This is a genomic window from Nocardia yamanashiensis NBRC 100130, from assembly GCF_001613325.1.
Classification (GTDB): domain Bacteria; phylum Actinomycetota; class Actinomycetes; order Mycobacteriales; family Mycobacteriaceae; genus Nocardia; species Nocardia yamanashiensis.
The window spans coordinates 83,138-108,381 of the sequence record NZ_BDCD01000011.1 but is presented as its reverse complement, the minus strand read 5'-3'; the positions used below and the strand labels follow the sequence as shown (position 1 = coordinate 108,381).

The window sequence follows — 25,244 nt, the reverse complement described above, 5'->3', positions numbered from 1 at the left end:
GAAACAGCGTGGGCGGCGGCGGTTTTCTCAGTAGGAGGGCTCTTCGCCCATCGCGTCCGCGCGCTCGCGCACCTCACGCAACCGCACCAGCGCGGTCTCGATCTCGGTGAGCCGCACCTCCCGCCGCTGCGGCGAATGCACCGCCGCGGCCTCCTCGGCGGCCCGCAACGAGGCGTCCACCGAACGCAGCGTGGAATTGGCGATATCGGTGAAATGGTCACGCAGACTGCGCTGTACGCCGCGCAGCCGGTACCGCGACTCCTTGGACACCTGGAAGATCACATCGTCCATCAGCCGCGCCACCGCCACCTTGGCCTCGGACTGCCGGCGCTGGGTGCGGGTCTTGCGGTCGTCCCACAGCGCGTTCACGCCCAGCAGCACGCCCGCGCCCGCGGAATACCAGTTCACCAGCGACATGCCGAGCAGGCTGGTGGCCAGGCCGACCATCAGGATGCCGCCGTAGGAGCCGCGCAGCGCGGACAGCACCTGTTGCGTCACACCGGCTTTCGCGCTGTCCAGGGTGTCCAGCGCGGCCACCGGTTCCAGTACCGCGCCCACTTCGCCGGGATCGTCGAGCTTGAGATCGGCTGTCGGCACGCCGCTTTCGGGGAATTTCGCCGCCACCTGCTCGGCCAGTTCCACCGACCGGTAGTGCGCGATGACGAAGTTCTCCTCCACCGCCTCGCAGATCTTGGCGTCCAGGTCGACGCCGAAATCGTTCCAGCGCTTCACCGGATCGCGCTTCATGATGTCGGCTTCGGCATCGCGGATCAGGCTGCGCAGGCGATGGCGCAGATCGTGTTCGGTGTCGGCCATCAGTTCGGCCGCGCCGTCGGCCAGGGTGACCTGCCAGTTGGCGGAGCGCTGGCGCAGCTGTTCGGCTTCCTCGCGGGTGCGGCGCAGCTGCTCGGTGATGACGCCGAAGCGGCGCGGATCGCGCAGCGTCTCGGCTTCGGTGCGCAGGGCCAGCGCGAGATGATCGGTGATCAGCTGGATATCGCGGACGGCGGCCTCGGCGGCGACGGTGTCGGCGCGGCCCAGCACATAGGCGCGCAGATGGTCGAGCAGTTGCGGCACACCGGATTCCAGATCCAGCTGCTGATCGCCGGTGGCCTGCGCGCGGGTGTGCAGCAGCGCCGAGGCGGGAGCGACGGCGAACGCCAGCCCGGCCTGATCCAGCAGCCCGCGATCCTGCTGCTGCACCTGCGGCCACTGCGGATATTCATCGATCTTGTTGAGGACGCAGACCACGGTCGGGCAGACCTGCTGGATGCGCTGCAGCTGCTCGATCTGGCCGGGCGTGAACGGGGCGTCCGCGGCGGCCACGTAGAGCACCGCGTCGGCGGCGGCCAGCAGCGACCAGGTGGCGGGCGTATCACCGGGCGAACCCGGCGCGTCCAGCACCACGAAACCCTCCGCCAGCAACGGGCTCGGGGCGGTGACCTCGGCACGCACCACACCGTCGGAGGGCAGGGCGGCCAGCGCCGCGGCCGGATCCACCGCCTCGCGTTCGGCCCGGCCGCCGACCGCCTTCACCAGGATGGCGGCGGGCTGCGGGCCGTACTCGGCGATCACCGGCACGCTGTGCTGGGAATCGGTGGCGCTCACCGGCATGCCCACCAGGCCGTTGACCAGGGTGCTCATTCCGCTCTTGGAATCGCCGACCACCACCAGGCGCACCCGGGGATCGGCGATGCGGGCACGGGCGATGCCGAGGCGACCGGCCAGGTCGGTACGGCCCAGCGCATGGGTCTGCTCGAGCAGCTCGTCGAGCAGCTCGAGCAGGGGGCCCATCACATCCGGATTCTTCACGGCGGTCAGGCTCTCCGAGCCGCTCACAGGAGCATGGTGTGATCGAGTACGCCGTGCGACGGGAACTGGTCGTCAGTGAGCGCGGAGCCGGGCAGCAACTGACTGTTCAGCGCACTCGCGCCGTACAGCGACGCGGTGGCGTGCCAACCGGCGTCACCACTCAGCGAATGCACCGAACCGTCATCGCCCGCATACCCGTTCACTCCGCTCACGAACGACGCGGACGAATCGCTCGCCGCGTAGATGTTCGAGTCGCTCACGAACGCGGACGAATCGCTGCCCACGTACGTGTCCGAGTCGCTCGCGAACAATGCGGACGAATCGCCGTGGGCGTAGACGTTCGAATGATCCGCGAGCCGCGCCGCGCCGAAACCGTCGGTATCGCTCGCGTACAGGAGTGCGTCGTCGACCGGCAGCACGGACGAGCCGCTGACCGCGGCGAGAACGTGCGGGGCCGAATCAGTCGTGTCGGCAATCGGTTTCGCCGGGGCGGGCTTCGGCACGGTGGGCTGGGTGGCCACGGTCGGCTGCGGGGCCACCGACGGGACCGTGATCTCCTGGCTGGGCAGATGCGGCTGGGTCACCTGCGGCTGGGTGGTCGGGGCCACGGTCGGCACCGTGACGTCGGGGGTCGGCACGCTCGGCTGGGTCGTCGGGACGTGCGCGGTGGTGCCGCCGTCGGGGTCGCTGGGCACGGTGACGCCGCCACCGTGCGTACCCGTCGGGTCGCTACCGCCCGGGCGGGTGCCGCCGGGAGCCGTGGTGGCTCCGCCGGTCGGGCCGTCGGTATCGACGCCGCCGGCCGCGCCGCCACCGGTCGACGCGCCGCCGCCCGTGGTCGCACCACCCGTGGCTCCGCCGTGGGTACCCCCACCGGCGCCGGGAGTGATTGTCGCCCCGCCGGTTTCGACCGCGGGCAGCTTGGTGGGAACCGGCAGCGAAGGCACGGTGGTCACCGCGACCTCCGGCTTGGCCGGCACGCTCACCTGCGGCACGGCGGTGCCGGGCGTAGCGGCGGCCGGGGCCGGCTTGGCGACCATGGTGGCCGAATGTCCCGCGTTGCCCGACCCGTCCGCCGCCAGCACCGGAGCGCGATGATCGGCGAAGAGTGAGGGCGCGTTCACCGCGGGCACCGTCAACGGCGAGGGGCCGCCGGACGCACCCAGCAGATTAGCGATCGGATGCTGCGCGGCATCCGGCTGAATCGTGGTCTGCAACGGCGTGGCCACCACCGGCTGCGCCACCGCGACCGGCGCGACGGACACCGGAGCGACCGCGGCCGGAACCACCGGAGCGACCGCGATGGGCGCGACCGGCGCCGTGAACGCGGGAGCCGCCGGAGCCGTGACCGCCGGAGCGGGCGAACCCGCCGGAGCACCAATAGATCCGGGCATGGCGGTGCCGGGAGCCGAAGCGCCGGAACCGAATCCGCCCTGGGGAGAAACACCACCGGAACCGATGCCGCCGGGAGCCGAAGCACCACCCGCACCGATACCACCGGGAGCGGAAGCGCCGCCCGCACCGATACCACCGGGAGCCGAAGCACCACCCGCACCGACACCGCCCGGTGCCGAAGCACCACCGGATCCGGGCGCGTGGCCGCCAGCGGGCTGGCCGGTGCCGGCGGATCCGTGCGCGTCGTCCGCAGACTTGCCGAAGGTCTGGCCGCCCAGGCCGTTCACCCCGGCGAGCGCCGGATTGGCATCGGCGGCAGCGGGATTGGCGGCGCCCGCGGTCGCGGGGTTGGTGGTGCCACCGGCGGCGGGGTTGCTCGCCCCGGCGGTGGCCGGATTCGCGGTCGCGGCGGCCGGGTTGGCAGCTCCGCCAGCGGAATCACCGTTGGCGGCAAACGGATTCGTGCCGGCTTGGGCGCCGGACGCCGAGCCGACCGGCCCGCCGTCCTTCATGTACTGCCCGATTTGCTGCTGGTATTCGGTGTACTGGTGGCCGACGTCGCCGACGTTGAACTCCACCTTCATATCCGACTTGAACCAGACGCCGTCCAGGCCGACATGGGCGTCGACATTCCATTGCGTCTTGACGAACAGCCCGATGCCGGAATCGCCGACGCCGTCGAAATCCGTTCCGGGCGCAGGGTTCGCGGGTGCGGGGCCGACGCCGGACGGGAGCCCGGCATCACCGAGACCGCTGGGCAGGAAAGCGCCCGGCAGGCCGGGTAGGTGGCCGTCGACGCCGGGGATCTTCAGTCCGGGCAGGAAGTCGGAGGGTTCACCGTCGAAGGACGGCAGGGTGGGCACGGGCAGCGACAGCTGACCGTCGCCCCACGGGATCGTCACGCCGGTATTGCCGTGATGCCCGTCCAGCACACCGCTCTGCGGGTTGTACCCGTAGGCGGCCGAGTAGTCGGGCTGCGGGATCGAGTACCCGCCGGACTCGCCGAAACCGCCGCCGTAGTAACCGGACATGGCGGCGTCGGAGGGCAGGCTGCCGAAGGTCCCGGGGAAGAATCCGGCGTCGGTGCCGTAGTGGTGGTTGTCGTGCTGGTCGTCGGACACCGCGACCACGGCCGGGCCCATCTTGACCGGGGGCGTGACGTCGGCGGCGGTCAGGTCCGGGAAGGTGACGGTCGGGCTGGGCTCGTCCGCCTTGGGATCCTCGGCTTCGGACCAGCCGACGATGCGGCTGTCGTGATTGGCGTTGTCGGAGGCGCCGCGTGTGCCGCCGGCCGCGAGGAGCGCGCCGCCGGTAACGTACGCGCCTGCCCTCGCCACGCGCGCGACTCCGGTGGCAATGCGGTACGCGGTGTCTTCCACGTAGTTGTCGCCGGCTGCGGAATCGTCGTCGTAGGGCAGATCACGTGTCATACAGGCTCCGCTCTCACTGATCGGCGGCCCGCCGAATGGCAGACCGCCGCTCTCAAACTCGTTTCACACCCTATTTCCGGATAACCGGTCTGTCACATCCACCAGGTCGGAGGCAGTGTGCGCAGAGGTGCGCCCATTAGCTTGTCACCCTGCATATCAGTACGGAAGCCCCATTTTTTGGTGCGTAACGGACCAAAGTTACAAAACATGACAACCGGTCTGACGGCAGAGCCGGAGCATACTCCCGCGGACCCGCCCCGCACCCGAAAAGAAGCAACGGGCCCGCCGCCAGCAGGCGGCGGGCCCGAGACCCGGCTGGAAGAGGAAGCGGCGCGCCCCGCTTCGAGACAGCGCACCTGCGAGGTCGGTGGCAGCGCTTGGCGGCCGAGCTCTGTGGAGTCGTCCGCGGCCCCGAGATATCGAGTAAGGCGACTGCGGCGCGCCCGATTTGAGACAGCGCACGGCGGCAGCGCAGAGCGGCGAGTCAGCCGCGGCTTTGGGGTCTCGAGGTAAGGCGAGTGGCAGCGCCCTCGGGCGGAGCAGCGGGCCCGTCAACTACCACCGTGCCCCGCTGCCATCAGGCAGCGGGGCACGTTCAAACCAGCGGTGGTACCGCCTACTTCTTCTTGTCCGAGGCGGACTCGGTGGACAGCGCCGCCACGAAGGCTTCCTGGGGGACGTCGACGCGGCCGATCGTCTTCATCCGCTTCTTGCCTTCCTTCTGCTTCTCGAGCAGCTTGCGCTTACGCGAGATGTCACCGCCGTAGCACTTGGCAAGCACGTCCTTGCGGATGGCGCGGATGTTCTCGCGGGCGATGACGCGGGAGCCGATGGCCGCCTGGATCGGCACCTCGAACTGCTGGCGCGGGATGAGTTCGCGCAGCTTGGTGGTCATCTTGTTGCCGTACGCCTGGGCGGCGTCCTTGTGCACGATGGCCGAGAACGCGTCCACCGCCTCACCCTGCAACAGGATGTCCACCTTCACCAGCTCGGCTTCCTGCTCGCCGGCCTCCTCGTAATCGAGGGACGCGTAACCGCGGGTGCGCGACTTCAGCGAGTCGAAGAAGTCGAAGATGATCTCCGCCATGGGCAGCGTGTAGCGCATCTCGACGCGGGTCTCGGACAGGTAGTCCATGCCGAGCAGCTCACCGCGCCGCGACTGGCACAGCTCCATGATGGTGCCGATGAATTCGCTGGGCGCGATCACGGTGCACTTGGTGATCGGCTCGAAGATCTGCTTGAGCTTGCCCGCCGGCCAGAACGACGGGTTGGTGACGATCTGCTCGGTGTTGTCCTCCTGGATCACCCGGTACACCACGTTGGGCGCGGTCGAGATGAGATCCAGACCGAACTCGCGCTGCAGGCGCTCGCGCGTGATCTCCATGTGCAGCAGTCCGAGGAAGCCGCAGCGGAAACCGAAGCCCAGCGCCACCGAGGTCTCCGGCACATAGGTCAGCGCGGCGTCGTTGAGCTGCAACTTGTCGAGCGCGTCGCGCAGGTCCGGGTAGTCGGAGCCGTCGACCGGGTAGAGGCCGGAGTACACCATCGGCCGCGGATCCTGGTATCCGGCAAGCGCTTCGGTGGCCCCGTCGCGCGCGGAGGTGACGGTATCGCCGACCTTCGACTGCCGGACGTCCTTCACACCGGTGATCAGGTAACCGACCTCGCCGACGCCGAGGCCCGCGGTGGGCTTGGGCTCGGGCGACACGATGCCGATCTCGAGCAGTTCGTGGGTCGCGCCGGTGGACATCATCTTGATCTTCTGGCGCGGGGTGAGCTTGCCGTCCACCACACGCACGTAGGTGACGACGCCGCGGTAGGTGTCGTACACCGAGTCGAAGATCATGGCGCGCGCCGGGGCATCGGCCTCGCCGACGGGCGCGGGCACCTGCTTGACGGCCTCGTCCAGCAGCTCGGCCACGCCGACACCGGTCTTGCCGGACACCCGCAGCACGTCCTCGGGCTCACAGCCCACGATGTGCGCGAGCTCGGCGGCGTACCGATCGGGGTCCGCGGCCGGCAGGTCGATCTTGTTCAGGACCGGAATGATGGTCAGGTCCTTGTCCAGCGCCAGGTAGAGGTTGGCGAGCGTCTGCGCCTCGATGCCCTGCGCGGCGTCGACCAGCAGGATCGCGCCCTCACACGCCTCGAGCGCCCGCGACACCTCGTAGGTGAAGTCGACGTGACCCGGGGTGTCGATCAGGTGCAGGACGTAGTCCTCCCCGTCGACCTTCCACGGCAGTCGCACGTTCTGCGCCTTGATGGTGATACCGCGCTCGCGCTCGATATCCATCCGGTCGAGGTACTGCGCCCGCATGGCGCGCTCCTCCACCACTCCGGTGAGTTGCAGCATGCGATCGGCCAGGGTCGATTTCCCGTGGTCGATGTGCGCGATGATGCAGAAGTTCCTGATCCGGGACGGATCGGTGAACGTCGTATCGGCGAAGCTGCTAATCGGAGTCACTCCTCGGCATGGCGAAAAGGCGGCATGTCAACCCAGAAGTCTACGGTGTGCTCCCGGATGAACTTCCGGCCCACCGCCGTTAGGCTGCCGTTCATGGCGGGCAGGTGGAACGCGCTGGGGAAGACATTGGGGAACATGGCTAAGGAACAGGGTTCGCAACTGGTCAGGCAGCAGGGACCGAAACTGGTCGACCGGGTGCAGAAGTCCTCGGTGTGGGATCGCGCGTTGCGCACGGTGAGCACGCCCAAGAAGGCGGCGGGGGTTTCGGTGCGGCCGACCTCGTCGGCGGGCGTGCCGTCGCGGGAACGCGCCCGGCAGATCGTGTACTCACCGCAATTGGACGGCCGTGCCGATCCGGGTGAAATCGTGTGGACCTGGGTGCCCTACGAGGAGGACCCGTCCAACGGCAAGGACCGACCGGTCTTGGTCGTCGGCCGCGAAGGCAAAACCCTGCTCGGGCTCATGCTGTCCTCGAATGCCGACCACGCCCACCACGACAATTGGGTGGGCATCGGCGACGGACCGTGGGACAACGCCGGACGCGACAGCTGGGTCCGGCTCGATCGCGTCCTGGACGTGCCCGAAGCCGGGATCCGCCGCGAGGGCGCGATCCTGGCCCGGAAAACCTTCGATCTGGTGGCGCACCGTTTGTGCGCCGAATATCACTGGTACTGAAGCTAACTGACCATGTTGCGGGAGCGTCCGAACAGCAGGCTGTAGACGAGCGCTCCCAATACACCGCCGACCAGCGGGAACACGATGAACACCCAGAGCTGGGCGAGTGCGCCGTCCTGGTAGAAGGCGACGGCCAGGCTGCGGGCCGGGTTGACGGAGGTGTTGTCCACCGGAATCGAGATCAGGTGGATGACGGCCAGGGTGATGCCGATGGACAGCCCGGCCAGCGGCACATCCGAGAGCTGATCGGTGGAGGCCAGCACCACGAAGACCAGCAGCGCGGTCAGGATCACTTCGACGGTGATGGTGGCGGCCAGGCCGTAACCATTGATGACGATGCCGCCCAGCTCCAGCTTCGAGGGGCTGTGCGCACCCCAGCCGTTGGCGCCCAGACCGTCCCGGGCCCGGTCGTAGGACGGCAGATTGTGCGCGATGGCGTAGATGGTCGCGCCCGCGAGCAGACCGCCCACGATCTGCGCCACCCAGTACAACCCCGCGACCGCGGCCGAGATCCGGCCCAGCAGGAACTGCCCGACCGTGACCGCCGGATTCACATGGCAGCCCGAGATCGGCCCGATGGCGTACACCAGGAACAACAGCGTGAACCCGAAGGCCAGCGCCACGCCGAGCGCACCCACCCGGCTCCCGGCCAGCACCGCGGTGCCGACGCCGCCGAGCACCAGCACGAAAGTGCCCAGGGCTTCGGCGAAGAGCTTGCGTCCGAGGGACGGCACTTGCAGTTCCGCTAGATCCTCGGCGACTTCCTGTGCTGTGGGAGACATCGGTTACCTTCCGCTCAACTGGATACCGCACCGACCAGACGCGGCCCGGAAACCTCAGGCGAGGCGGGTGATTTCCACTACCACTTCGAGATCGGTCGAGCCGCTACCGGAGAAGATACCTTTGAGCGGCGGCACATCCGCGTAATCACGGCCCACCCCGACTGAAACGTGTTGCTCCGTGACGGGGATGTTGTTGGTCGGGTCGTAGCCCCACCATTGCCCCGTCCACGCTTCCACCCAGGCGTGCATCTGGCCCGCCACGGTGTGGCCGACCTCACCGGACGGGTCCGGATGCAGGTAGCCGGAGACGTAGCGCCCGGGAATCCCCATGGTGCGCAGCAACAGCAGGGTCAGGTGCGCGAAATCCTGGCAGACGCCCTGTCTTTCGGCGAACGCCTCCACCGCCGAGGTGTGCACGGAGGTGGTGCCGGGCAGGTAGCTCATCTCGCGGTGCACCCATTCGGCCGCGCGGACAACGGCTTTGGCGGGCGGCACCCCGCGCGCCAGCTGCCGGGCCACCGGGGCCAACCGGCGTTCGCGCGGCACATAGCCGGTGGGGCTGAGCAATTCGTCGAAGCGGTCGGCGACGGCATCGCCGCGCAATTCCTCCCAGGCGAGCTCTTCGGCGGGCCCGGCGAAAGGTTCGGTCTCCACCACCGAGGAGCTGGTCACCTCCAATTCGGTGTGCGGCGCGTGCAGATCGAACGCGGTGACGATGGTGCCCCAGTAGTCCATGTACCGGTAGGACCGCGTGGACGGCACCGTCTCGACCCGGTTCAGGATGACGTTCTGCCTGCTGTCGGCGCGCGGGGTCAGCCGGGCCTCGTTGAACGACCGGGTGACCGGGCCGTCGTACACGTATCCGGTGGTGTGCACCACCCGCATCCGCCAGCTCATGCCGTCACCTCCACGTGATCGCCATTGCGGCCGTGCAGCCCGGTCCAGGCCACCCAGGATTCGGCGTGGAAATACTGCAGCGCCACCGCCTCCCCCACCTCGCGGCAGGTCTGCTGCAACCACAGCAGCCGGCTGGGCAGATCCTCCAGCAGTACCGCGGACGGCAGGAACTCGAGTTCGCTGCGCGCCCGGCCGAGTAGTCGATGCGCTTCGTGGCGGGCGGCGAAACGGCTGTTGGGGCGCTGATCCAGTTCCTGCAGGCAGGTTTCGGCGACTTTGAGCGAATGGAAGACCGAGCGCGGGAAAAGCCGGTCCAGCAGAATGAAATCCGCGATCTGATTGGCGTCCAGCACGCCGCGATGGGTGCGCAGATACGGGTCGTGCGCACCGGCCGAACGCAATACCGTCACCCAGGCCGGCGACGAGGTGCGATCGCCGGCGCGCGAAAGCAGCAGGCGCACCGTCATATCCACGCGTTCGATGGATTTGCCCAGCAACAGGAAGCGATACCCGTCGTCGCGGCTGAGCGTGGAATCGGAGAGTCCGGCGAACATGGCGGCGCGGTCGGTGATGTAGTGACAGAATTCGTGCGGCCCCAGCGCGCGGGCGGCGCGTTCGGCGGCGGCCAGGCCGTTGTAGGTGGCGTTCAGGCACTCCCACATTTCGGTGGAGGTGACTTCTCTTGCGCCCCGGGCGTTTTCCCGGCCGCGAATGATCGAGTCGACGATCGACCCGCCATTGTCCCGGCCGAAGGCCACCAGTTCGGTCACCGACCACACATCGAGTTCCCGTTCGGGCGGTTCGATGCCGAGCACCGTCAGCAATACCCGGGAAGTCCGATCGGGATCGACCGTGGCGTCCTCGAGCAATTGATGGACCGCGACGTCCAGGATGCGCGCCGTGTACTCGGCGCGTTCGATGTACCGGCCGATCCAGAAGAGGGATTCGGCATTGCGCGCCAACATGATTGGACCTGCCTAACGCTGTATTCACCTACCGAGTCAGAGCGTCGTTGCTACCGCTTGTCGAAAGTGTTCCGGTTATTGCTGTTGCTGATTGGATCGAGTGACGGAGGGTTCCCGGGCCTGGTCGTGTTCCCGGGTGATGTGCATTTCGCTGACCAGTTGAGCGCCCGCGAGTTCGCGCTCGGCGCCCGAGGTGCGCGGGGCCAGCACCCAGGTGTCCTTGCTGCCGCCGCCCTGACTGGAATTGACCACCAGTGAGCCTTCCGGCAGTGCCACCCTGGTCAAACCGCCGGGGAGCACGAAGATATCGTCACCCTCATTGACGGCGAACGGCCGCAGATCCACATGACGGGGCGCCAGTACCCCGCCGATTTTCGCTGGGACCGTCGACAATTGGACGACCGGCTGGGCGATCCAGCCGCGCGGATCGGCACGCACCTTGCGGCGCACCGCATCCCGTTCCTTCTGCGAGGCGTCCGGGCCGATCACGATGCCGTACCCGCCCGAACCCTCCACCGGCTTGACCACCAGTTCCGCGATCCGGTCGAGCACCTCGTCGCGTTCGGCGGGCTCCCAGCAACGGTACGAATCCACATTGGGCAGAATGGGTTTCTCGCCCAGGTAGTACTCGATGAAAGCGGGCACATAGGTGTAGACGAGTTTGTCGTCGCCGACGCCGTTGCCCACCGCATTGGCCAGCACCACGGTGCCCGCGCGGGCCGCGTTCAGAATGCCCGCCACACCCAGCATGGAATCCGGGCGGAACTGCATGGGATCGAGGAAAGTGTCGTCGATACGGCGATAGATGACGTCCACCTGCCGCTCCCCCGCCGTGGTGCGCATATAGACGACATTGTCGCGGCAGAACAGGTCCCGGCCCTCGACCAGTTCCACACCCATCTGCCGGGCCAGCAGCGAATGCTCGAAATAGGCGGAGTTGTAGACGCCGGGGGTGAGCACCACCACGGTCGGATCGGCTTCGTTCGGGGCGGCGGCCGCGCGCAGCGCCTTCAGCAGATGACTCGGATAGTCGCCGACCGCGCGCACCCGATGCGAGGCGAACAGGTCCGGGAAGACGCGCGCCATGGTGCGGCGGTTCTCCATCACATACGAAACCCCGGACGGGGAACGCAGATTGTCCTCCAGCACCCGGAAATCGCCGTGCTCGTCGCGGATCAGGTCGATGCCCGCCACATGAATACGGACGCCGTTCGGCGGGATCAGCCCGGCGGCCTCGCGATGGAAATGCGCGCACGAGGTGACCAAGCGCTTCGGAATCACCTGATCGCGCAGGATGGTCTGCTCGCCGTACACGTCGGCCAGGAAGGCCTCCAGGGCGCGCACCCGTTGTTTGATGCCGCGCTCGAGTTTGGTCCACTCGGTGGCGGCTATCACTCTCGGCACCAGATCGAGCGGGAACGGCCGCTCCTGGCCCGAGAGGGAGAAGGTGATGCCCTGATCCGCGAAGGCCCGGGCCAGCGCCTCGGCCCGCGCCGCCAGATCGGCGGCGTCGATGGTGGCGAGCGCGGCGAAAATGCCCCGGTAGGCGGGGCGAGCCCGGCCGGCGGCATCGAACATCTCGTCGAAAGCCCGGTCGTAACGGCCTGGTCCATATCCCGCGAACACCCCGGCCGCCCCATCATCGATGGCGGCGTGGCCGATCGGTGCTGAGACGGCCACGGCCGAACGCGCGGCAGCGGCGGGAGTCATGGGAAAATGGTCCATCACGCGGCCGCAACACGTGCTTCGACCGGGATAAATTTCTGGTTTCAGCCAGATGGCGGATGGGGTCGATTTCATACCGGGACCCGTGGCCTGGTAGCCTCGATCGTCGGTGCTCCGCTACCCCTCTCGTAGTGTGCACGAACAGACTTTGCATCCCGCATACACCACTAAACGAAGGAACACGAGGAAACCGGCGTGGCCAACATCAAGTCCCAGATGAAGCGGATTCGCACCAACGAGCTGGCGCGTCAGCGTAACCAGTCGGTGAAGTCCGCGCTGCGCACCTCGATCCGCAAGTTCCGCGAGGCCGCTGCGGCGGGCGAGAAGGACAAGGCGCTCGAGCTGATGCAGTCCGCTTCCAAGAGCCTGGACAAGGCCGCCTCGAAGGGCGTCATCCACGCCAACCAGGCTGCCAACAAGAAGTCGGCGCTGTCGCTGGCTTTCAACAAGCTCGGCTGATTCACCCCGGAAGTCATTCCGGACAATATGCTTCGCACAACCGCCGTGGCCACGATGACCACGGCGGTTTTTGTGGTTTTCGCGGATGCTGACTTGCCTCCGCAACCGGTTCGCAGCAGGATGGCTGGCGAACAGTCGGGGGCTGTCGGATATCACCTGCGTTGGGAGTTGTAGTGGCGTCGCTGCGTATGAACCGTTTTTCTTGGGCTCGGGGCGGGGTGGCTGCGGGGGCTGTCGCGCTCGCGCTGACCGCCGGGCTGGGAGTCGCTTCGGCGCGGCCGGTCGGGCCGTTCGAAGTGGGCGGGGCGATCGAGGTCGAGTTCGATCGGGCGGGCGGGCCGGAGTTCTTCGGGGATCCGACCGGGCCGGAGCTGGATGCCGCGGGCGGGGGCAAGAAGCAGGAGTTCGCCAACAACCTGTCGATCTACTGGACGCCGGCCACCGATGCGCATGCCGTGGGCGGGTTCATTCGCGAGAAGTGGCGCAACCTCGGGGCCGAGTCGGGGACGTTGAAGTACCCGCTGGCCGATGAAGGGGCGACGGCCAAGCCCGGGCGGTATCAGCTGTTCCAGGGCGGGTCGATGTACTGGTCCGTGGGAACCGCCGCGCACGCGCTGACCGGGGTGATTCTGGACAAGTACGGCAAGGTGGGCTGGGAGAACAGCCCGCTCGGGTTCCCGCTCACCGATGTCGCCAAGACCACCAAGGGCGAGGGCTACTACACGCTGTTCGAAGGCGGGGCCATCTTCTCGACCACCAAGACGGGCACCCATGTGACGTGGGGTTCGATCCGGGACGAGTGGGTGCGCGCGGGCGCGGAGAACGGGTCCTACGGGTTCCCGACCAGCGACGAGTACGACTACAAGGACGGTAAGGCGCAGGACTTCCAGGGTGGGAAGATCACCTGGTCGCCGAACTCCTGAGTTTCGCGGGGAACCGCGCACCGGTCGGCCGGTGCGCGGTTTTCTTTTGCCTCAGGCGGCTTCGCGCAGGTCCAGAATGCGGGAAAGGGCATGCTCCAGTGCGTAATTGGTGTCGGCGGCCTGGCCTTTCACCTCGCCGTTGAGCGCGGCCACGATCTGCAGGGCCTGCCCGATGGTGGCGCCGGTCCAGCCGCGCACCTGCTGTTGCGCCTTCTTGACTTTCCACGGCGGCATGCCCAGATCGCCCGCCATCTTGAACGGGTCGCCGCGTCCCGCCGACCCGACCCGGGCGATGGTGTGCACCGAGTCGGCCAGGGCGTCGGCGAGCAGTACCGCGGGCACTCCGCGATCGATGGCCCAGCGCAACGCCTCCATCGCGGCGGCGCGATCCCCGGCCACCGCCAGGTCCGCCACCTCGAATCCGGTGACCTCGGCCTTGCCGGAGTAGTACTGCCGTACCGCCGCCACATCGACCTTGCCGCCGGTATCGGCCGCCAACTGCGAACTGGCCGCGGCCAATTCCCGCAGATCCGACCCCACCGCTTCGATCAGCGCCTGCACCACATCGGCGGACACCTTCACGTTCGCGGCCCGGAACTCGTTGCGCACGAACTCCACCCGCTCGCCGCCCTTGCTGAGCTTGGCGCAGTTGTGCACGACCGCCCCCAGCTTCTGCAAGGCCGGTGCCAGCGCCTTCGCCCGCCCGCCCCCGGTGTGCAGCACGATCAACACCACCCCGTCCGGAGGCGCCGCGGCGGCATCCTGAATAACGGACACCGCGTCCTTCCCCGCCTCCGCGGCGGACTCCAGCACGATCACCCGGTCCTCCGCGAACAGCGAAGGACTCAGCAACTCCGCCAACTCCGAAGTACTCGCATCCCCCGCCCGCAACCGATCTACCGGCAAAGCCTCCGGCGCCGCACTGGCAGCCCGAGCCTGCGCCGTCACCGCCGCCACCGCCCGCTCGATCAGCAATTCCTCTTCACCGAGCACAAGATGCAGGGGCGCAGGTCGCTGGTTCACGCCCTGAATCCTACGAGGCCCCGCCGACACTCCCGCCACCCGTCTCCCGCCACGCCCGGCCCGACCGCAGCGCCGGAGTTATCCGGCTGTAGGTCCCGGGTGATCGGGCGACCGCCCGGATCGAGGGTGTAGTCCGATGACAACGAGCGTGCACACCACCGTGGCGAGGATCCCGGACCACAAACCGGTCGGCAGCGTCACCGATGCGCCGAGGGCGGCGGCGCGGCCGGAGACGGTGAGCAGCCACCACAGTGGTGGTGCGACGCAGTGCAATACGAGTTCGGCCGCCGGCGACCACAGGCACGACAGCAGCGCGCCCACCGCACCCAGCACCGTGATGGGCGCGATGACCGGCTCGACCAGGACGTTCACCGCGATACCGACCAAACTCAAGTGGCCGGTGACCGCGACGATGACGGGTGTGGTGACAACGAACGCCGCCGCCGATACCGCGAGCGCGTCGGCGGGCGCCCGCCACCAGCCGTGTGCCCGAAGCCAATCCGACCAGCCGGGGGCGAGCACTATCAATCCGGTAGTCGCGAGTACCGACAGCGCGAACCCGACATCCACCGCAAGTTCTGGCGACCAGCCCAGTAATCCGATCACCGCGGTACACAACGCGGGAACCGCCTGCTTGCGACGGCCGACGCACAGCGCGAGCAACGCGACCGCTCCCATGACCGCCGCCCGCAACACGCTCGGCGACGGCCGCGCCAGCACCACGAACATCACCAGCGCGACCCCCGCCACCACCGCCCCGATTCGCGGGTCGACGGTGAGCGCCCGCATAGAAAGCAACACCGCGCCCAACAAGATCGTTATGTTCGCCCCGCTAACAGCGGTCAAATGCGACAAATCGACCTCTCGGAAGTTCTCCCGCACCTGCTCTGGCAATCGTGACGTATCCCCAATCACCAAGCCGGGCAACAGCCCCGCCGCATCCGCCGACAATGCCGCATCAGCAGCCCTGGCGAAGTCCGCCCGCATGCGCCCCGCGATGCGCTGCCACCAAGGCGGCTCACCCACCGCGCCCGGCGGCCCTTCCGCCCGCAACACCGCAACGGTCAGATCCGCCCGCCAAGGCCGATCCACCTTCCCCCGAAACGTAACCCGCTGCCCCGGCAAAAGTTCCCGCCACCCCACCGCCGGCGCCAGCACCAGCACCGCTCCCCCACCCTCGACAACCCGCCCACCCTGCTCAAACTCCACCAACTCCCCCCGCACCAACACCTTCCGCCCACCAAACCCCTTCCCACCCACCGCCTTCGCGTCATCGGTCGTCACCAACGTGACCAACACCCGCCCCTCCCGCACATGCTCTCGCAACGGATGCCGCTCCACCCGATACGAATCCCAAGCAGCCGCCACCGCATACCCACCCCCGACAACCACAGCCGCCAACAACACGAACGCCATCCCCCGCCGCCGCTTCGAAGCGTCATCCCCAGCCCCAAACTCCGCATCCAGACGGCGCCCCGTGCGACGAACGAACCAAAGCAACCCTCCCGCCACCACCGCACACACCGCCGCCAGCCCCAGCCCAGCCCGCCACCCGAGCACAATGCCGACAATCGTTGCGCCCCAGCAACACAACGCCGCCGGAACCAGCCGAACATCCAGCGGCTCCGACATATCCAGCGCGCCGCGTTCCTTCGCCTGCCCGTCACTACCGTTTCGGCCGGCCGAGGCGTCGACCTTCGAATCGCTCATCGCTCGCTCACCACGATCCCGGCCACAGCGGTCGACGCACTCAGCACTGCCGGGATGCCCAGCGGCTCCAACGAACCCGATATTGTCTGTGCGCCAGGTTCTTCCACTACACGGCCGCGATCACCCGCGGCGGTGCGCACTTTCGTCGCTGGGCATTGCCGTCGCAGATGGAACAGGTCCGTCGAACTCGACTCAGGGGCAACGCTCCGCGAACCGGTCTCATAGCGCAGCTGGTCCCACGCGCAGCTGGCGACAACTTCGATCCAGTAGTTCCTTTGTGCTGTCTCGCCACCATGCGTCACCGGGACCGCGCAGAGATCGGCGATCGGGCTCAGTGACGGCAATGCGAGTTGCAGAGAATGTGGTTCGAGGCGGCGGGCGGTCATATCGTCACCACTGATTTCAGGCGGGCGAGGCGGGTGGGGCCTATGCCGTCTATTTCGGAGAGTTGGTCTATGGAGGTGAAGCGGCCGTGTTTGGTTCGCCAGGCGAGGATGGCTTTGGCGGTGATGGGGCCTACGCCGGGGAGGGCGTCGAGGTCGGATTCGGTTGCGGTGTTGAGGTTTACCTTTGCGGTGGGGGTGGAGGGGCGGGGTTGGGCGGGTTGGGATGCCCGAGTGGAGGGCGGTGTGGGGGCTGGGCCGTTCACGATGGTGCTGCCTACCTGTTGGACGGTGGGGCGGGAACCGGTGCGGCCGATCACTATTTGGTCGCCGTCGCAGAGGGGTTGGGCGAGGTTGAGGCCGGAGAGGTCGGCTTCGGGTTTGGGGGTGGCGGCTTTGAGGGCGTCGGCTATGCGGGCGCCGGGAGGGAAGCGCAGCAGACCGCCGTGTTCCACTACGCCGACGACGCTGATCACTATTTCGGGCATGGGTGTGCGGGCGGACGGTGCGCCGCCGGGGGCCGCTGGTCCTGCTGCGGCGGAGGCTGCGGGCGGGGTAGCTGCTGCCGGTCCGGATTGCCTGGAGCCGGGTGATCTCGGTGTGCCGGCGGCGGCGTCCGCCGGTGCGGGGAATGAGGCATCACCGGGCACGGAGGTCGAGGGATCGCCGGGACGCGGGACCGGATTGTCCGCTCCGGCAGGGCCTTCCGTGCCTGAGACGGTGCTCATGGCGGGGGTGATCGGCGGGACGGCGTGGACGGTCGGGCGGTCGCGCATCGTCATGGTGGCGGTCAGAGCTATGACGATGGCGGCCACCGCGGCGAGGACCAACACGCCGCGCGGGCCGGGGTCCCAGCGGGTGCCGCGGAAGCGTTCGGGGACCAGACGTTCGTGCCAGAGGGACAGGGGGCCGGTAGGTTCGGAGAGCCAGGCGGGTGGGGATGGGTCGGGGTTGCGGTCGGCGGCTGCGCCGAAGTCGGCGGTGTGGTCGAGGGACTCGTCATCCCAGCGTGCCCGGTGTGGCGAGGTGGGGGTGAAAGCCGTCGCGGTCGAACGGGGTTCGAGGGTGGACGGCACAGGTTCGGGGACGGGTGGTGTGGGTTCGGGGGCGGGTGGCATGGGTCGACGGTAGGGGTGAAAGGAGTCGTTACCGCGGGGGCGACCTGGGGTTTCGAGAAGTCTGTGGATGGCGTTTCGGTTGTGGAGAAACGCCATCCACGCAGGTCAGTAGACGGTGCCCATGGCGGTGCGGACTTCGGTGAGGGTTTGGTCGGCGATGGCGTTGGCGCGCTGGTTTCCGGTGCGGAGGATGTCGGTGACCAGGTGGGGATCGCGGGCCAGTTCCGTGCGGCGGGCGCGGTGGGCGGCGAGGTAGGTGTTGACGGCTTCGGTGGTGAGTTTCTTGAGGGCGCCGGAGCCTTGATCGCCGATCTCGGCCGCCAGGACCTCGGGTTCGGTTCCGGTGCAGAGGGATGCGGTGGTGAGGAGGGCGGAGACGCCGGGGCGGAGGGCCGGGTCGAAGGTGATGCGGCGTTCGGAATCGGTGGGGGTGCGGCGGATCAGGGCCGCGGTTTCGTCGGCGGTCATGGCCAGGGAGATGGCGTTGCCGTAACTCTTGGACATTTTGCGGCCGTCCAGTCCGGGGACTTCCGGGGTGGAGGTGAGCAGGGCCTGCGGTTCGGGGAAGACCGGTCCGTAGCGTTCGTTGAATCGGCGGGCGATGACGCGGGTCTGTTCCACGTGCGGGAGATTGTCCTTGCCGACGGGAACCAGGTTGCTCTTGCAGAAGAGGATGTCGGCGGCCTGATGCACCGGGTAGGTGAGCAGCAGGGCGCTCAAAGCCCTTCCCGCCGCGGCGTGTTCGGCCTTCACCGTCGGATTGCGGTGCAGCTCCGCCTCGGTGACCAGACTCAGGAACGGCAGCATGAGCTGGTTGAGCGCGGGCACGGCGGAATGCGTGAAGATGGTCGCGCGCGCCGGGTCGATCCCGGCGGCCAGGTAGTCGAGCACGGCATTGTGCACGTTCTCGCGGACCGCTCCGAGCCCGTCCCGATCGGTGATGACCTGGTAATCGGCGAGGATGATGAAGGTTTCGACGCCGAGGTCGTGCAACCGGACACGTTCGGCGACAGTGCCGAAGTAGTGCCCGAGATGCAGTGCCCCGGTGGGCCTTTCACCGGTCAGGATGCGGTACCGGCCGGGGTGCGCGGCGACGTCGGCGGCCAGCGCGCTGCTACGGGCGGCAGTGGCGGCGAAGGAATCGGAGATGGTGGTCATGGTGGGCTCCTGGGAAAAGGGGCTGCACCGGGACCGGTTCCGCGGAAAGCGAATTCACGGGCTGCGTACAGCCCGCGGACATGAGTGATCGGGCTACCGGAGCAGCCGCCACCATGCCTGTCGAATGCGGATCACCCATTCACCGTAGCAGCGCCCCCACCGGGCGCGCCCATGACTTATGTCCCACCCCGGTCAGCCGCAACCACCGGGCACGACCAGCGCACCGACCGCGCCCATGCCCAGATGCACGCCCAGCGTCGGCCCGAACTCGGCCACGATCAGCTCACGAATCCCGGGAATCAGATCACGCAATTGCCCCGCGATGGTGTTGGCCGCGTCCTCCGCCCCCAGATGCTGCACCGCCACCGCGGCCCCGTCCTCCCCGGCCGCGTCCACCGCCGCCGCAACGAGTTTGATGAACGCCTTGGACCGCGTCCGCGCCTTCTCCCGCAGTTCCAGCCGCCCGTCCACCATCTGCAGAATCGGTTTGGTCACCAGTTCGGTCCCGAAAAACGCCGCGGCAGTGCTCAACCGCCCACCCCGCCGCAACTGCTCGGTCCGGTTGACCACGATGAACGCCCGCCCACGCCCGGCCGCCGCCACGGCCGCGTCGTACACCACATCCAGCTCAGCCCCGGTCCGCGCCCGCCGCGCCGCCGCCAGCACCGGCAACCCGGTGCCGAGCCCGGCGCTCAGCGAATCGACCAGCCGCACCCGATCGGAGGCGTCCATATCGCGCACGGCCTGCCGCCCGGCTTCCCAGGTCCCGGACAGCTGCCGCGAAATGTGCACGGCGACAACGCCGTCCCCGCCGCTGAGTTCGAGCGCCCGCTCGTACGCCTCGCGCAGGTCACCCGGCGAGGCCGCCGACGTGGTGACCTGTGAGGACCCGTAGTCGATCTCCCCGGTGTCGATGCCTTCCCGCAGTTCCCGGTCGTCGACCAGGACGTGCAGCGGCACCGCGATCACCCCGAGTTCGGCGGTGAGTCCGGCGGGCAGACTGGCCGACGAGTCGGTGACAACCACCACGGCCATGGGCTAGCGGACCTTTCCGGGCCCGCGGACCGGCGCAGCCCTCATGCAGTCCGGACCTGGCGGGCCGGGAGTTCGGCGAGCACCTTCACCATGGCGCGCGCGACGGCGGTGTGCCCGTCCCAGCCCCAATGGATGCCGTCCGGATTGGCGGGCCCGTTGAACACGTTGTCGTGCACGGCTTCCCCGATGTCCACCAGCGGCACGGAGTGTTCGTCGGCCCACTTCCGCACGGCTTTCACCATGGGATCGCGCCCGGTGTGCACGCGCGCGTACGCATCGCACTGGTGCACGGCGGGCAGCGTGCCGACGAACGGCAGCTCGGGCCGCAACTGCGCCAACGCGTTTCGCGCCTGCTCCAGGTAGTCGACGCTCACCGACGGCGGCAGCGCCACCGGCCAGCCGAGCGGGGACAGCTTGGGCTGCAACCAGTTGTACGCGGTCCGCACCTGCCGGCGCAGCCCGGACGGCCGCACGTAGCGGATCATCTCGCGCAGCGCGGTCGGCAGCGGGGAGGGCAGCGAATCCATTCCGCCGGTGGCGAATACGACCGCCCCGGCCCGCGGCACCGTGGCCCAGATGCGCGGATCGTTGATCAGCGCCCAGTACCCGTCCCGATTGGTCCACCCGATCCGCGCGACCAGCTCCACATCCCAATCCAGTTCGGCCGCAACCAGGTTGGGCCAGATCCGGGGATGGTCGGCGGGCAGCCCGCCCTTGGGGCCGAAGTAGGCCAGCGAATCGGCGATGACGAGCAGCACCGGCCGCTCGCCGGGAGCGTTCTCAGAGGACATCAGGGGCAACCTTCGCCAACGCGTTCCACACATCCAGGCGCCAGCCGGGTTGTTCGAAGCTCGGACCGTGGCTGGTGAGCTGCACCCACGAGGTATTGGCGAGTCCACCCAGGGCCGGCCAGTTCGAAGGCGGCAGTTCGAGCAGTGCCGCGGTCAGCGCCGCGATCAACCCGCCGTGCGCAACCAGGAGAATGGTACGGCCGGGCCAATCCTCGCGCTCGGCGAAGAGTTCCCGCACCACCGGCAGCGCCCGCGCGCCGACCTCGAGCTTGGATTCGCCGCCGGGCGGGGTCCAGGTGGGGTCGAGCCGCCAGGCTTTGCGCGCGCCCGGGTACAGCTTGTCGACCTCGTGGTGGTCCATGCCTTCCCACTGCCCGAGGTCGGTTTCGCGCAGCCGGGCATCGGTGGTCACCGGGAGCGCGGCGTGCTCGGCGACCGCGCGGGCGGTGTCGTGGGCGCGCTTGAGATCCGAGGACACGATGTGGATCAGGTCGGCGCACGCCATATCGGGGGCGCAGTCCTTGGCCTGCCGCCGCCCGATTTCACTGAGTTCGGTATCGATCTGGCCTTGCATGCGGTCGGAGGCGTTCCATTCGGTCTGCCCGTGCCGCAGCAGGATCAACCGGCGGACGCCGGCCATCTTGCTCACTCGTCGTCCCCGGCCTCATCGTCTCCGGCCTCCGCAGAGGCAGTCTTGCGCGGATCCCCCAGCCCTTCGACGGGCACCTGCGGGCAGTCCTTCCACAGCCGTTCCAGGCCGTAGAAGTCCCGTTCGTCATTGTGCTGAATATGGATCACGATCTCGACGTAATCCAGCAGCGCCCAACGGCCTTCGCGAGTGCCTTCGCGACGCACCGGCTTGTGCCCGGCCTCGCGCAGCTTCTCCTCGACATTGTCGACGATCGCGTTGACCTGACGTTCGTTCGGCGCCGACGCGATCACGAAGCAGTCGGTGATCACCAGCTGCTCGGAGACGTCGAGCACGACCACGTCGGAGGCCAGCTTCTCGTCGGCCGCGAGTGCGGCCACCTTCGCCATCTCCAGAGCTTCGACCGATGCGCTCACCCTGCTACACCTTCCCGTTGCTTCCCGGCACGTAGAGGTGCCGCTTCGATATGTATTGCACGACCCCGTCGGGGACGAGATACCAGACCGGTCGGCCTTCGCCCGCGCGGCGCCGGCATTCGCTCGAGGAGATGGCCAGGGCCGGTATCTCGATCATGGTGACGGCGTCGGCGGGGTAATCACGGAGATGGTCGGCCAGGTGGTCGATGTTCAATTCGTACCCGGGCCGGCTCACTCCGACGAATTTCGCCAGCTGGAACAGTTCCGACCAATCCTGCCAGGTGAGGATGCTGGCCAGTGCGTCGGCACCGGTGATGAAGTACAGATCCGCGTCCGGATGCAGTTCGGCCAGGTCACGCAGGGTGTCGACGGTGTAGGTCTCCTTGCCGCGGTCCACGTCGGCGCGGCTGACCGAGAAGCGCGGATTGGAGGCGGTGGCGATGACCGTCATGAGATAGCGGTCCTCGGCGGGCGAGACGGCGCGATCCGCCTTCTGCCAAGGCTGACCGGTCGGTACGAAGATCACTTCGTCCAGGTCGAAGCGATGCGCGACCTCGCTGGCCGCGACCAGATGCCCATGGTGGATGGGATCGAAGGTACCGCCCATCACCCCCAGCTTGCGGCGCCCGTTCGTATGCACGAAACGCGAGCTTACCGGGGGCGATGGGCGGCGTGTCGGACCGGCGGGCGGCGGCCGGTCCGCATTCGGGGGAAATTCGCTGATTTTTCCGGATTCCGTTCACCGTGACCGCAAACAGCGACTTTGCCCCGGACTCGAGTTGCCATGTGTGTGCTGTCCGAAAAGTTGGAGTTCATCAGCACCGATTCGATCGAGGTAAATCGTCATGGGACGCAATTCGTACCGGTTCGCCGCCGTCGCGGCCGCTTTCGGCCTGACCGTGCTGGCCGCGCCCGCCGCACACGCGGAACCCACTCCGCTCAACGGTCTGTTCGCGCTCGCCCCGGGCGTGTGTGCCAATGGCGCGGTCACCGGGAGCTTCTTCCGGATGATCCTGCCGACCGGTGACGCGAGCGGCCCCTACCTGCAGAACAGCGATTCCGGGTGCAGCGATCAGTCGGTGACACCGCTGTCGGCGGGCAGTGACGGCGGCCTGCTCAGCGGTAGCTATCAGCCGCAGCCCGGGGCGGCGTTCGACGGGGCCGGCAATGCGCAGTCGGGGCGGGTGACGACGCCGGTGCGGTTCTACGGGGTGGATTTCGCGACGGCCACCAATCCCACCGATCCGCAGACCGGGTCCGCGACCGCGCTGCCGCAATTGTTCTCCGACGGTGGACGGTTGAGCGGTGATCTGAGCAGCCTCGGGGTCACCTGGAACAACCAGGTGTTCAATCAGGGCGCGCCGAAGCCGGGCGGCGGCTTTCCGGGCAAGACCACCGCGGTGAACGGAACCATCGACGCGGCGGGCAATTTCGTCATCGAGTGGACCAGTCAGATCGTGGGCGGGCCGTTCAACAACTTCACCGGGCTGTGGCATCTGTCCGGGCAATACCGGCGATGACGACCGTGTCGCCGCGTTCGGAGTTGCCCGCCTACTCCGATTTCGTATCGCAGATCGAACGGCCGCGCACCGTGCCGCGGGTGGCGGCGCGCTGGCCGTTCGTGGTGTTCATCGTGCTGGGCGCGGTGCTGGTGATCGCGCCGATCGTGAGCGGGATGTTTCCGCGAGCGGTCAAGGGCGAGGCCATGATCGAGGCTTTCCGGCCGTATGTGACGGAGCAGAGTGTCGCGGAGTTCCGGGATGATCTGGGAGTGCTCGACGGGGCGCGGGCGAATGTGCTCGCGCTGCGCGAGAGTGGGCAGCAGCCGGGCAGTTTCGAACGGGTCGATACCTTCGTCCGCGACTATCCGGGGATTCGCGCCGATATCTCCGGCATGGTCGATGCCATCGACGCGAACCGGGACAACTACCGGAAGCTCTCCAGTACAACGTCTTTCGGCGAACTGCCGTGGCTGCTCGCCCTGCCGGGCCTGTTGCTGATCGCGATAGGCTGGTTCGGGCTGCGCTCGGTCCGGCACGGGCGGCGCGCGCTGGGCTGGCACGCGACCGCCGCGATCATCGGGCTGGGTCTGGTGCTGCTGCCGTTCACCGGCGGACTGTTCCGGGCCGCGCCGACCGCGCAACCGCTGCTCGACGGCTTCCGGCCGATCCTCACCCAGGAGCAGGTGCGCCGCGTGCAGGGCTATTTCGTGACGCTGGTGGCGGCGGACGGGGAACTGAACAGCCGGTACGTGGGTGCGGTGCGCGGCGCGCATCCCGGGGCCGACCTGACCGGGGTGACCGCGCTGGAGCAACGCTGGCAGCCCATGACCGCGCGCTTCGCCGGGCTGGTCGGTGTCATGAACGACAATGTCGAGAATTTCGATGCGGTGGTGGCGTTGAACGATGCCACCCGGCCGCTCGGGTTCACCGCCTTCCGGGGCCTGGGCTGGGGGTTCCTGATTCCCGGCGTGCTGGTGCTCGGAACCGCAGCGGCCGGGGTCCGGCCGCGCCGTACGGCCACGGCCGAATCCTCCGTGGGAGAAGAAGAATGAGCATGTTCCGATCGAAGACGCGGCCCGCGCTGGCCGTGCTGCTGGCCGCGACCACCGTGCTGGCCGCCGGTTGCAGCGGCGGTGAGTCCGGTGAAACCGCCTCCGCCCCCGAACAATTGACCGGACTGCTGCGGTTCACGCCGGGCGCCGTGAACGGGGATGCCTTGTCCGGCACCTGGTTCCGTATGGTGCAGCCGGGCGGTACGCCCGAGCACGGGCCGTATATGCCCAATGGGGATTCGCCCGCCCAGGGCGGCTCCACCACGCTCCTGAAGCCGGGAACGGCCGGTGGACTGCGGGTCGGCGGCTACCAGAGTGAACCGAACCCCGGCTTCGCCCAGGGCAATTCGCTGTCGGCGTCCATCACCGAACCGACGAAGTTCTTCGCCGTCGAATTCGGCATCTCCACCAATCCGGTGGATCCGCAGACGCAGCGGGCGGTGCCGCCTCCGACCGTGGTCAACGATCACGGCAAGCTCACCGCCGATCTGTCGTCGTGGGCGGCGTCCTGGAACGATCAGGAGTTCAACCAGGGCGCGCCCAAACCGCCGGAGAAGCAGGGCGCGCAGGTGGCGGGCGCGGAACAGGTGCAGCGCGTGTGGGATTGGGTCTCGCAGCGCTGGTTCGACCGCCCCGCCGCCGATGCCGCGCGCGGGCCCGCCGCCACCGGCACCTACGACGCGAAGACCCGTGCCTTCACGCTCCAGTGGACCAGTGCGATCGCGGGCGGTCCGTTCAACGGCTTCACCGGCGTGTGGCATCTGGAGGGCGTGTACGAACCGGCCGACGCCGCACCGGCCGCAGCGGCTCAACCCAACGGCGCGGCCCCGGGTGGATCCGGGACCACCGGCGGCTCCACGCCCGCCGCATCCGCTCCCTC

20 protein-coding genes and 2 pseudogenes are annotated in these 25,244 nt (G+C 68.3%); 6 read left to right on the top strand and 16 right to left on the bottom strand.

The window, feature by feature from the left end:
- Nucleotides 1-27 precede the first annotated feature (27 nt).
- The 3 genes from NY1_RS11105 to lepA form a co-directional block, all read right to left on the bottom strand.
- Nucleotides 28-1,839, bottom strand: a complete 1,812-nt coding sequence (locus NY1_RS11105; RefSeq protein ID WP_084534858.1) for a P-loop NTPase family protein — start codon at nucleotides 1,837-1,839, stop codon at nucleotides 28-30.
- Nucleotides 1,836-4,637 (bottom strand): hypothetical protein, encoded by a 2,802-nt coding sequence (locus tag NY1_RS11100; protein ID WP_067710883.1) that lies wholly within the window; start codon nucleotides 4,635-4,637, stop codon nucleotides 1,836-1,838. Before NY1_RS11100 ends, NY1_RS11105 begins: the two co-directional genes overlap by 4 nt.
- Nucleotides 4,638-5,253: 616 nt before the next feature.
- Nucleotides 5,254-7,101 (bottom strand): translation elongation factor 4, encoded by a 1,848-nt coding sequence (gene lepA, locus NY1_RS11095; protein WP_067710881.1) that lies wholly within the window; start codon nucleotides 7,099-7,101, stop codon nucleotides 5,254-5,256.
- Nucleotides 7,102-7,194: 93 nt separating this feature from the next.
- On the opposite strand from lepA, the gene NY1_RS11090 reads away from it, so the two are divergent.
- A complete protein-coding gene (locus NY1_RS11090) occupies nucleotides 7,195-7,776 on the top strand; it encodes a type II toxin-antitoxin system PemK/MazF family toxin (RefSeq protein ID WP_067710879.1) in 582 nt (193 codons plus the stop codon).
- Between the two features lie 2 nt (nucleotides 7,777-7,778).
- Here the strand turns inward: NY1_RS11090 and NY1_RS11085 are convergent, their stop codons facing one another.
- The 4 genes from NY1_RS11085 to NY1_RS11070 form a co-directional block, all read right to left on the bottom strand.
- Nucleotides 7,779-8,558, bottom strand: a complete 780-nt coding sequence (locus NY1_RS11085; protein WP_067710877.1) for an aquaporin — start codon at nucleotides 8,556-8,558, stop codon at nucleotides 7,779-7,781.
- A 54-nt stretch (nucleotides 8,559-8,612) separates the two neighbouring features.
- Entirely contained in the window at nucleotides 8,613-9,455 is an 843-nt protein-coding gene (locus NY1_RS11080) for a transglutaminase family protein (RefSeq protein WP_084534857.1), read from the bottom strand.
- Nucleotides 9,452-10,420, bottom strand: coding sequence for an alpha-E domain-containing protein (locus tag NY1_RS11075; protein ID WP_067710872.1), 969 nt, complete (start codon nucleotides 10,418-10,420; stop codon nucleotides 9,452-9,454). The genes NY1_RS11080 and NY1_RS11075 overlap by 4 nt, the downstream gene beginning before the upstream one ends.
- 75 nt (nucleotides 10,421-10,495) lie before the next feature.
- On the bottom strand, nucleotides 10,496-12,130 hold the full coding sequence (locus NY1_RS11070; RefSeq protein WP_084534856.1) for a circularly permuted type 2 ATP-grasp protein: 1,635 nt from the start codon (nucleotides 12,128-12,130) through the stop codon (nucleotides 10,496-10,498).
- Nucleotides 12,131-12,340: 210 nt separating this feature from the next.
- Here NY1_RS11070 and rpsT point away from each other — a divergent pair, with 210 nt between their 5' ends.
- Together rpsT and NY1_RS11060 are read left to right on the top strand one after the other, a co-directional pair.
- Entirely contained in the window at nucleotides 12,341-12,604 is a 264-nt protein-coding gene (gene rpsT, locus NY1_RS11065; RefSeq protein ID WP_033086444.1) for a 30S ribosomal protein S20, read from the top strand.
- 218 nt (nucleotides 12,605-12,822) lie between these two features.
- On the top strand, nucleotides 12,823-13,527 hold the full coding sequence (locus tag NY1_RS11060) for an LGFP repeat-containing protein (protein ID WP_233434281.1): 705 nt from the start codon (nucleotides 12,823-12,825) through the stop codon (nucleotides 13,525-13,527).
- A gap of 51 nt (nucleotides 13,528-13,578) precedes the next feature.
- On the opposite strand, the gene holA is transcribed toward NY1_RS11060, so the two are convergent.
- From holA to nadD, 9 genes are all read right to left on the bottom strand, one after another.
- Nucleotides 13,579-14,550 carry a DNA polymerase III subunit delta gene (gene holA, locus NY1_RS11055; protein WP_067710870.1) on the bottom strand — a complete coding sequence of 324 codons (972 nt, stop codon included), beginning with the start codon at nucleotides 14,548-14,550 and terminating at the stop codon, nucleotides 13,579-13,581.
- Between the two features lie 78 nt (nucleotides 14,551-14,628).
- Nucleotides 14,629-15,759 carry a ComEC/Rec2 family competence protein gene (locus tag NY1_RS11050; RefSeq protein WP_169815333.1) on the bottom strand — a complete coding sequence of 377 codons (1,131 nt, stop codon included), beginning with the start codon at nucleotides 15,757-15,759 and terminating at the stop codon, nucleotides 14,629-14,631.
- A gap of 883 nt (nucleotides 15,760-16,642) precedes the next feature.
- Nucleotides 16,643-17,761 (bottom strand): ComEA family DNA-binding protein, encoded by a 1,119-nt coding sequence (locus NY1_RS11045; protein WP_233434280.1) that lies wholly within the window; start codon nucleotides 17,759-17,761, stop codon nucleotides 16,643-16,645.
- A 105-nt stretch (nucleotides 17,762-17,866) separates the two neighbouring features.
- Complete coding sequence (trpS, locus tag NY1_RS11040; protein ID WP_067710866.1) at nucleotides 17,867-18,919, bottom strand: tryptophan--tRNA ligase; 1,053 nt, start codon at nucleotides 18,917-18,919, stop codon at nucleotides 17,867-17,869.
- Nucleotides 18,920-19,111: 192 nt separating this feature from the next.
- Nucleotides 19,112-19,954 carry a DegV family protein gene (locus NY1_RS11035; RefSeq protein WP_067710864.1) on the bottom strand — a complete coding sequence of 281 codons (843 nt, stop codon included), beginning with the start codon at nucleotides 19,952-19,954 and terminating at the stop codon, nucleotides 19,112-19,114.
- A gap of 41 nt (nucleotides 19,955-19,995) precedes the next feature.
- Nucleotides 19,996-20,745: a diglucosylglycerate octanoyltransferase gene (gene octT, locus NY1_RS11030; protein ID WP_157762153.1), complete on the bottom strand. Its 750-nt coding sequence runs from the start codon at nucleotides 20,743-20,745 to the stop codon at nucleotides 19,996-19,998.
- Nucleotides 20,735-21,385 (bottom strand): histidine phosphatase family protein, encoded by a 651-nt coding sequence (locus tag NY1_RS11025; RefSeq protein ID WP_067711450.1) that lies wholly within the window; start codon nucleotides 21,383-21,385, stop codon nucleotides 20,735-20,737. The genes octT and NY1_RS11025 overlap by 11 nt, the downstream gene beginning before the upstream one ends.
- 5 nt (nucleotides 21,386-21,390) lie before the next feature.
- On the bottom strand, nucleotides 21,391-21,810 hold the full coding sequence (rsfS, locus tag NY1_RS11020; protein ID WP_067710862.1) for a ribosome silencing factor: 420 nt from the start codon (nucleotides 21,808-21,810) through the stop codon (nucleotides 21,391-21,393).
- Nucleotides 21,811-21,814: 4 nt separating this feature from the next.
- On the bottom strand, nucleotides 21,815-22,450 hold the full coding sequence (gene nadD / locus NY1_RS11015) for a nicotinate-nucleotide adenylyltransferase (RefSeq protein ID WP_157762152.1): 636 nt from the start codon (nucleotides 22,448-22,450) through the stop codon (nucleotides 21,815-21,817).
- Nucleotides 22,451-22,655: 205 nt separating this feature from the next.
- Between nadD and NY1_RS11010 the strand changes: the two are divergent.
- The 3 genes and pseudogenes from NY1_RS11010 to NY1_RS44020 all read left to right on the top strand — a co-directional run.
- Nucleotides 22,656-23,318 (top strand): annotated as a pseudogene (locus NY1_RS11010) (hypothetical protein); the annotation flags it as partial.
- An 8-nt stretch (nucleotides 23,319-23,326) separates the two neighbouring features.
- The gene (locus tag NY1_RS11005) at nucleotides 23,327-24,364 is read left to right on the top strand and encodes a hypothetical protein (RefSeq protein ID WP_157762151.1); all 1,038 of its coding nucleotides are present in this window, start codon (nucleotides 23,327-23,329) and stop codon (nucleotides 24,362-24,364) included.
- A 2-nt stretch (nucleotides 24,365-24,366) separates the two neighbouring features.
- A pseudogene (locus NY1_RS44020) lies at nucleotides 24,367-25,137 on the top strand (hypothetical protein); the annotation flags it as partial.
- Nucleotides 25,138-25,244: the final 107 nt, after the last annotated feature.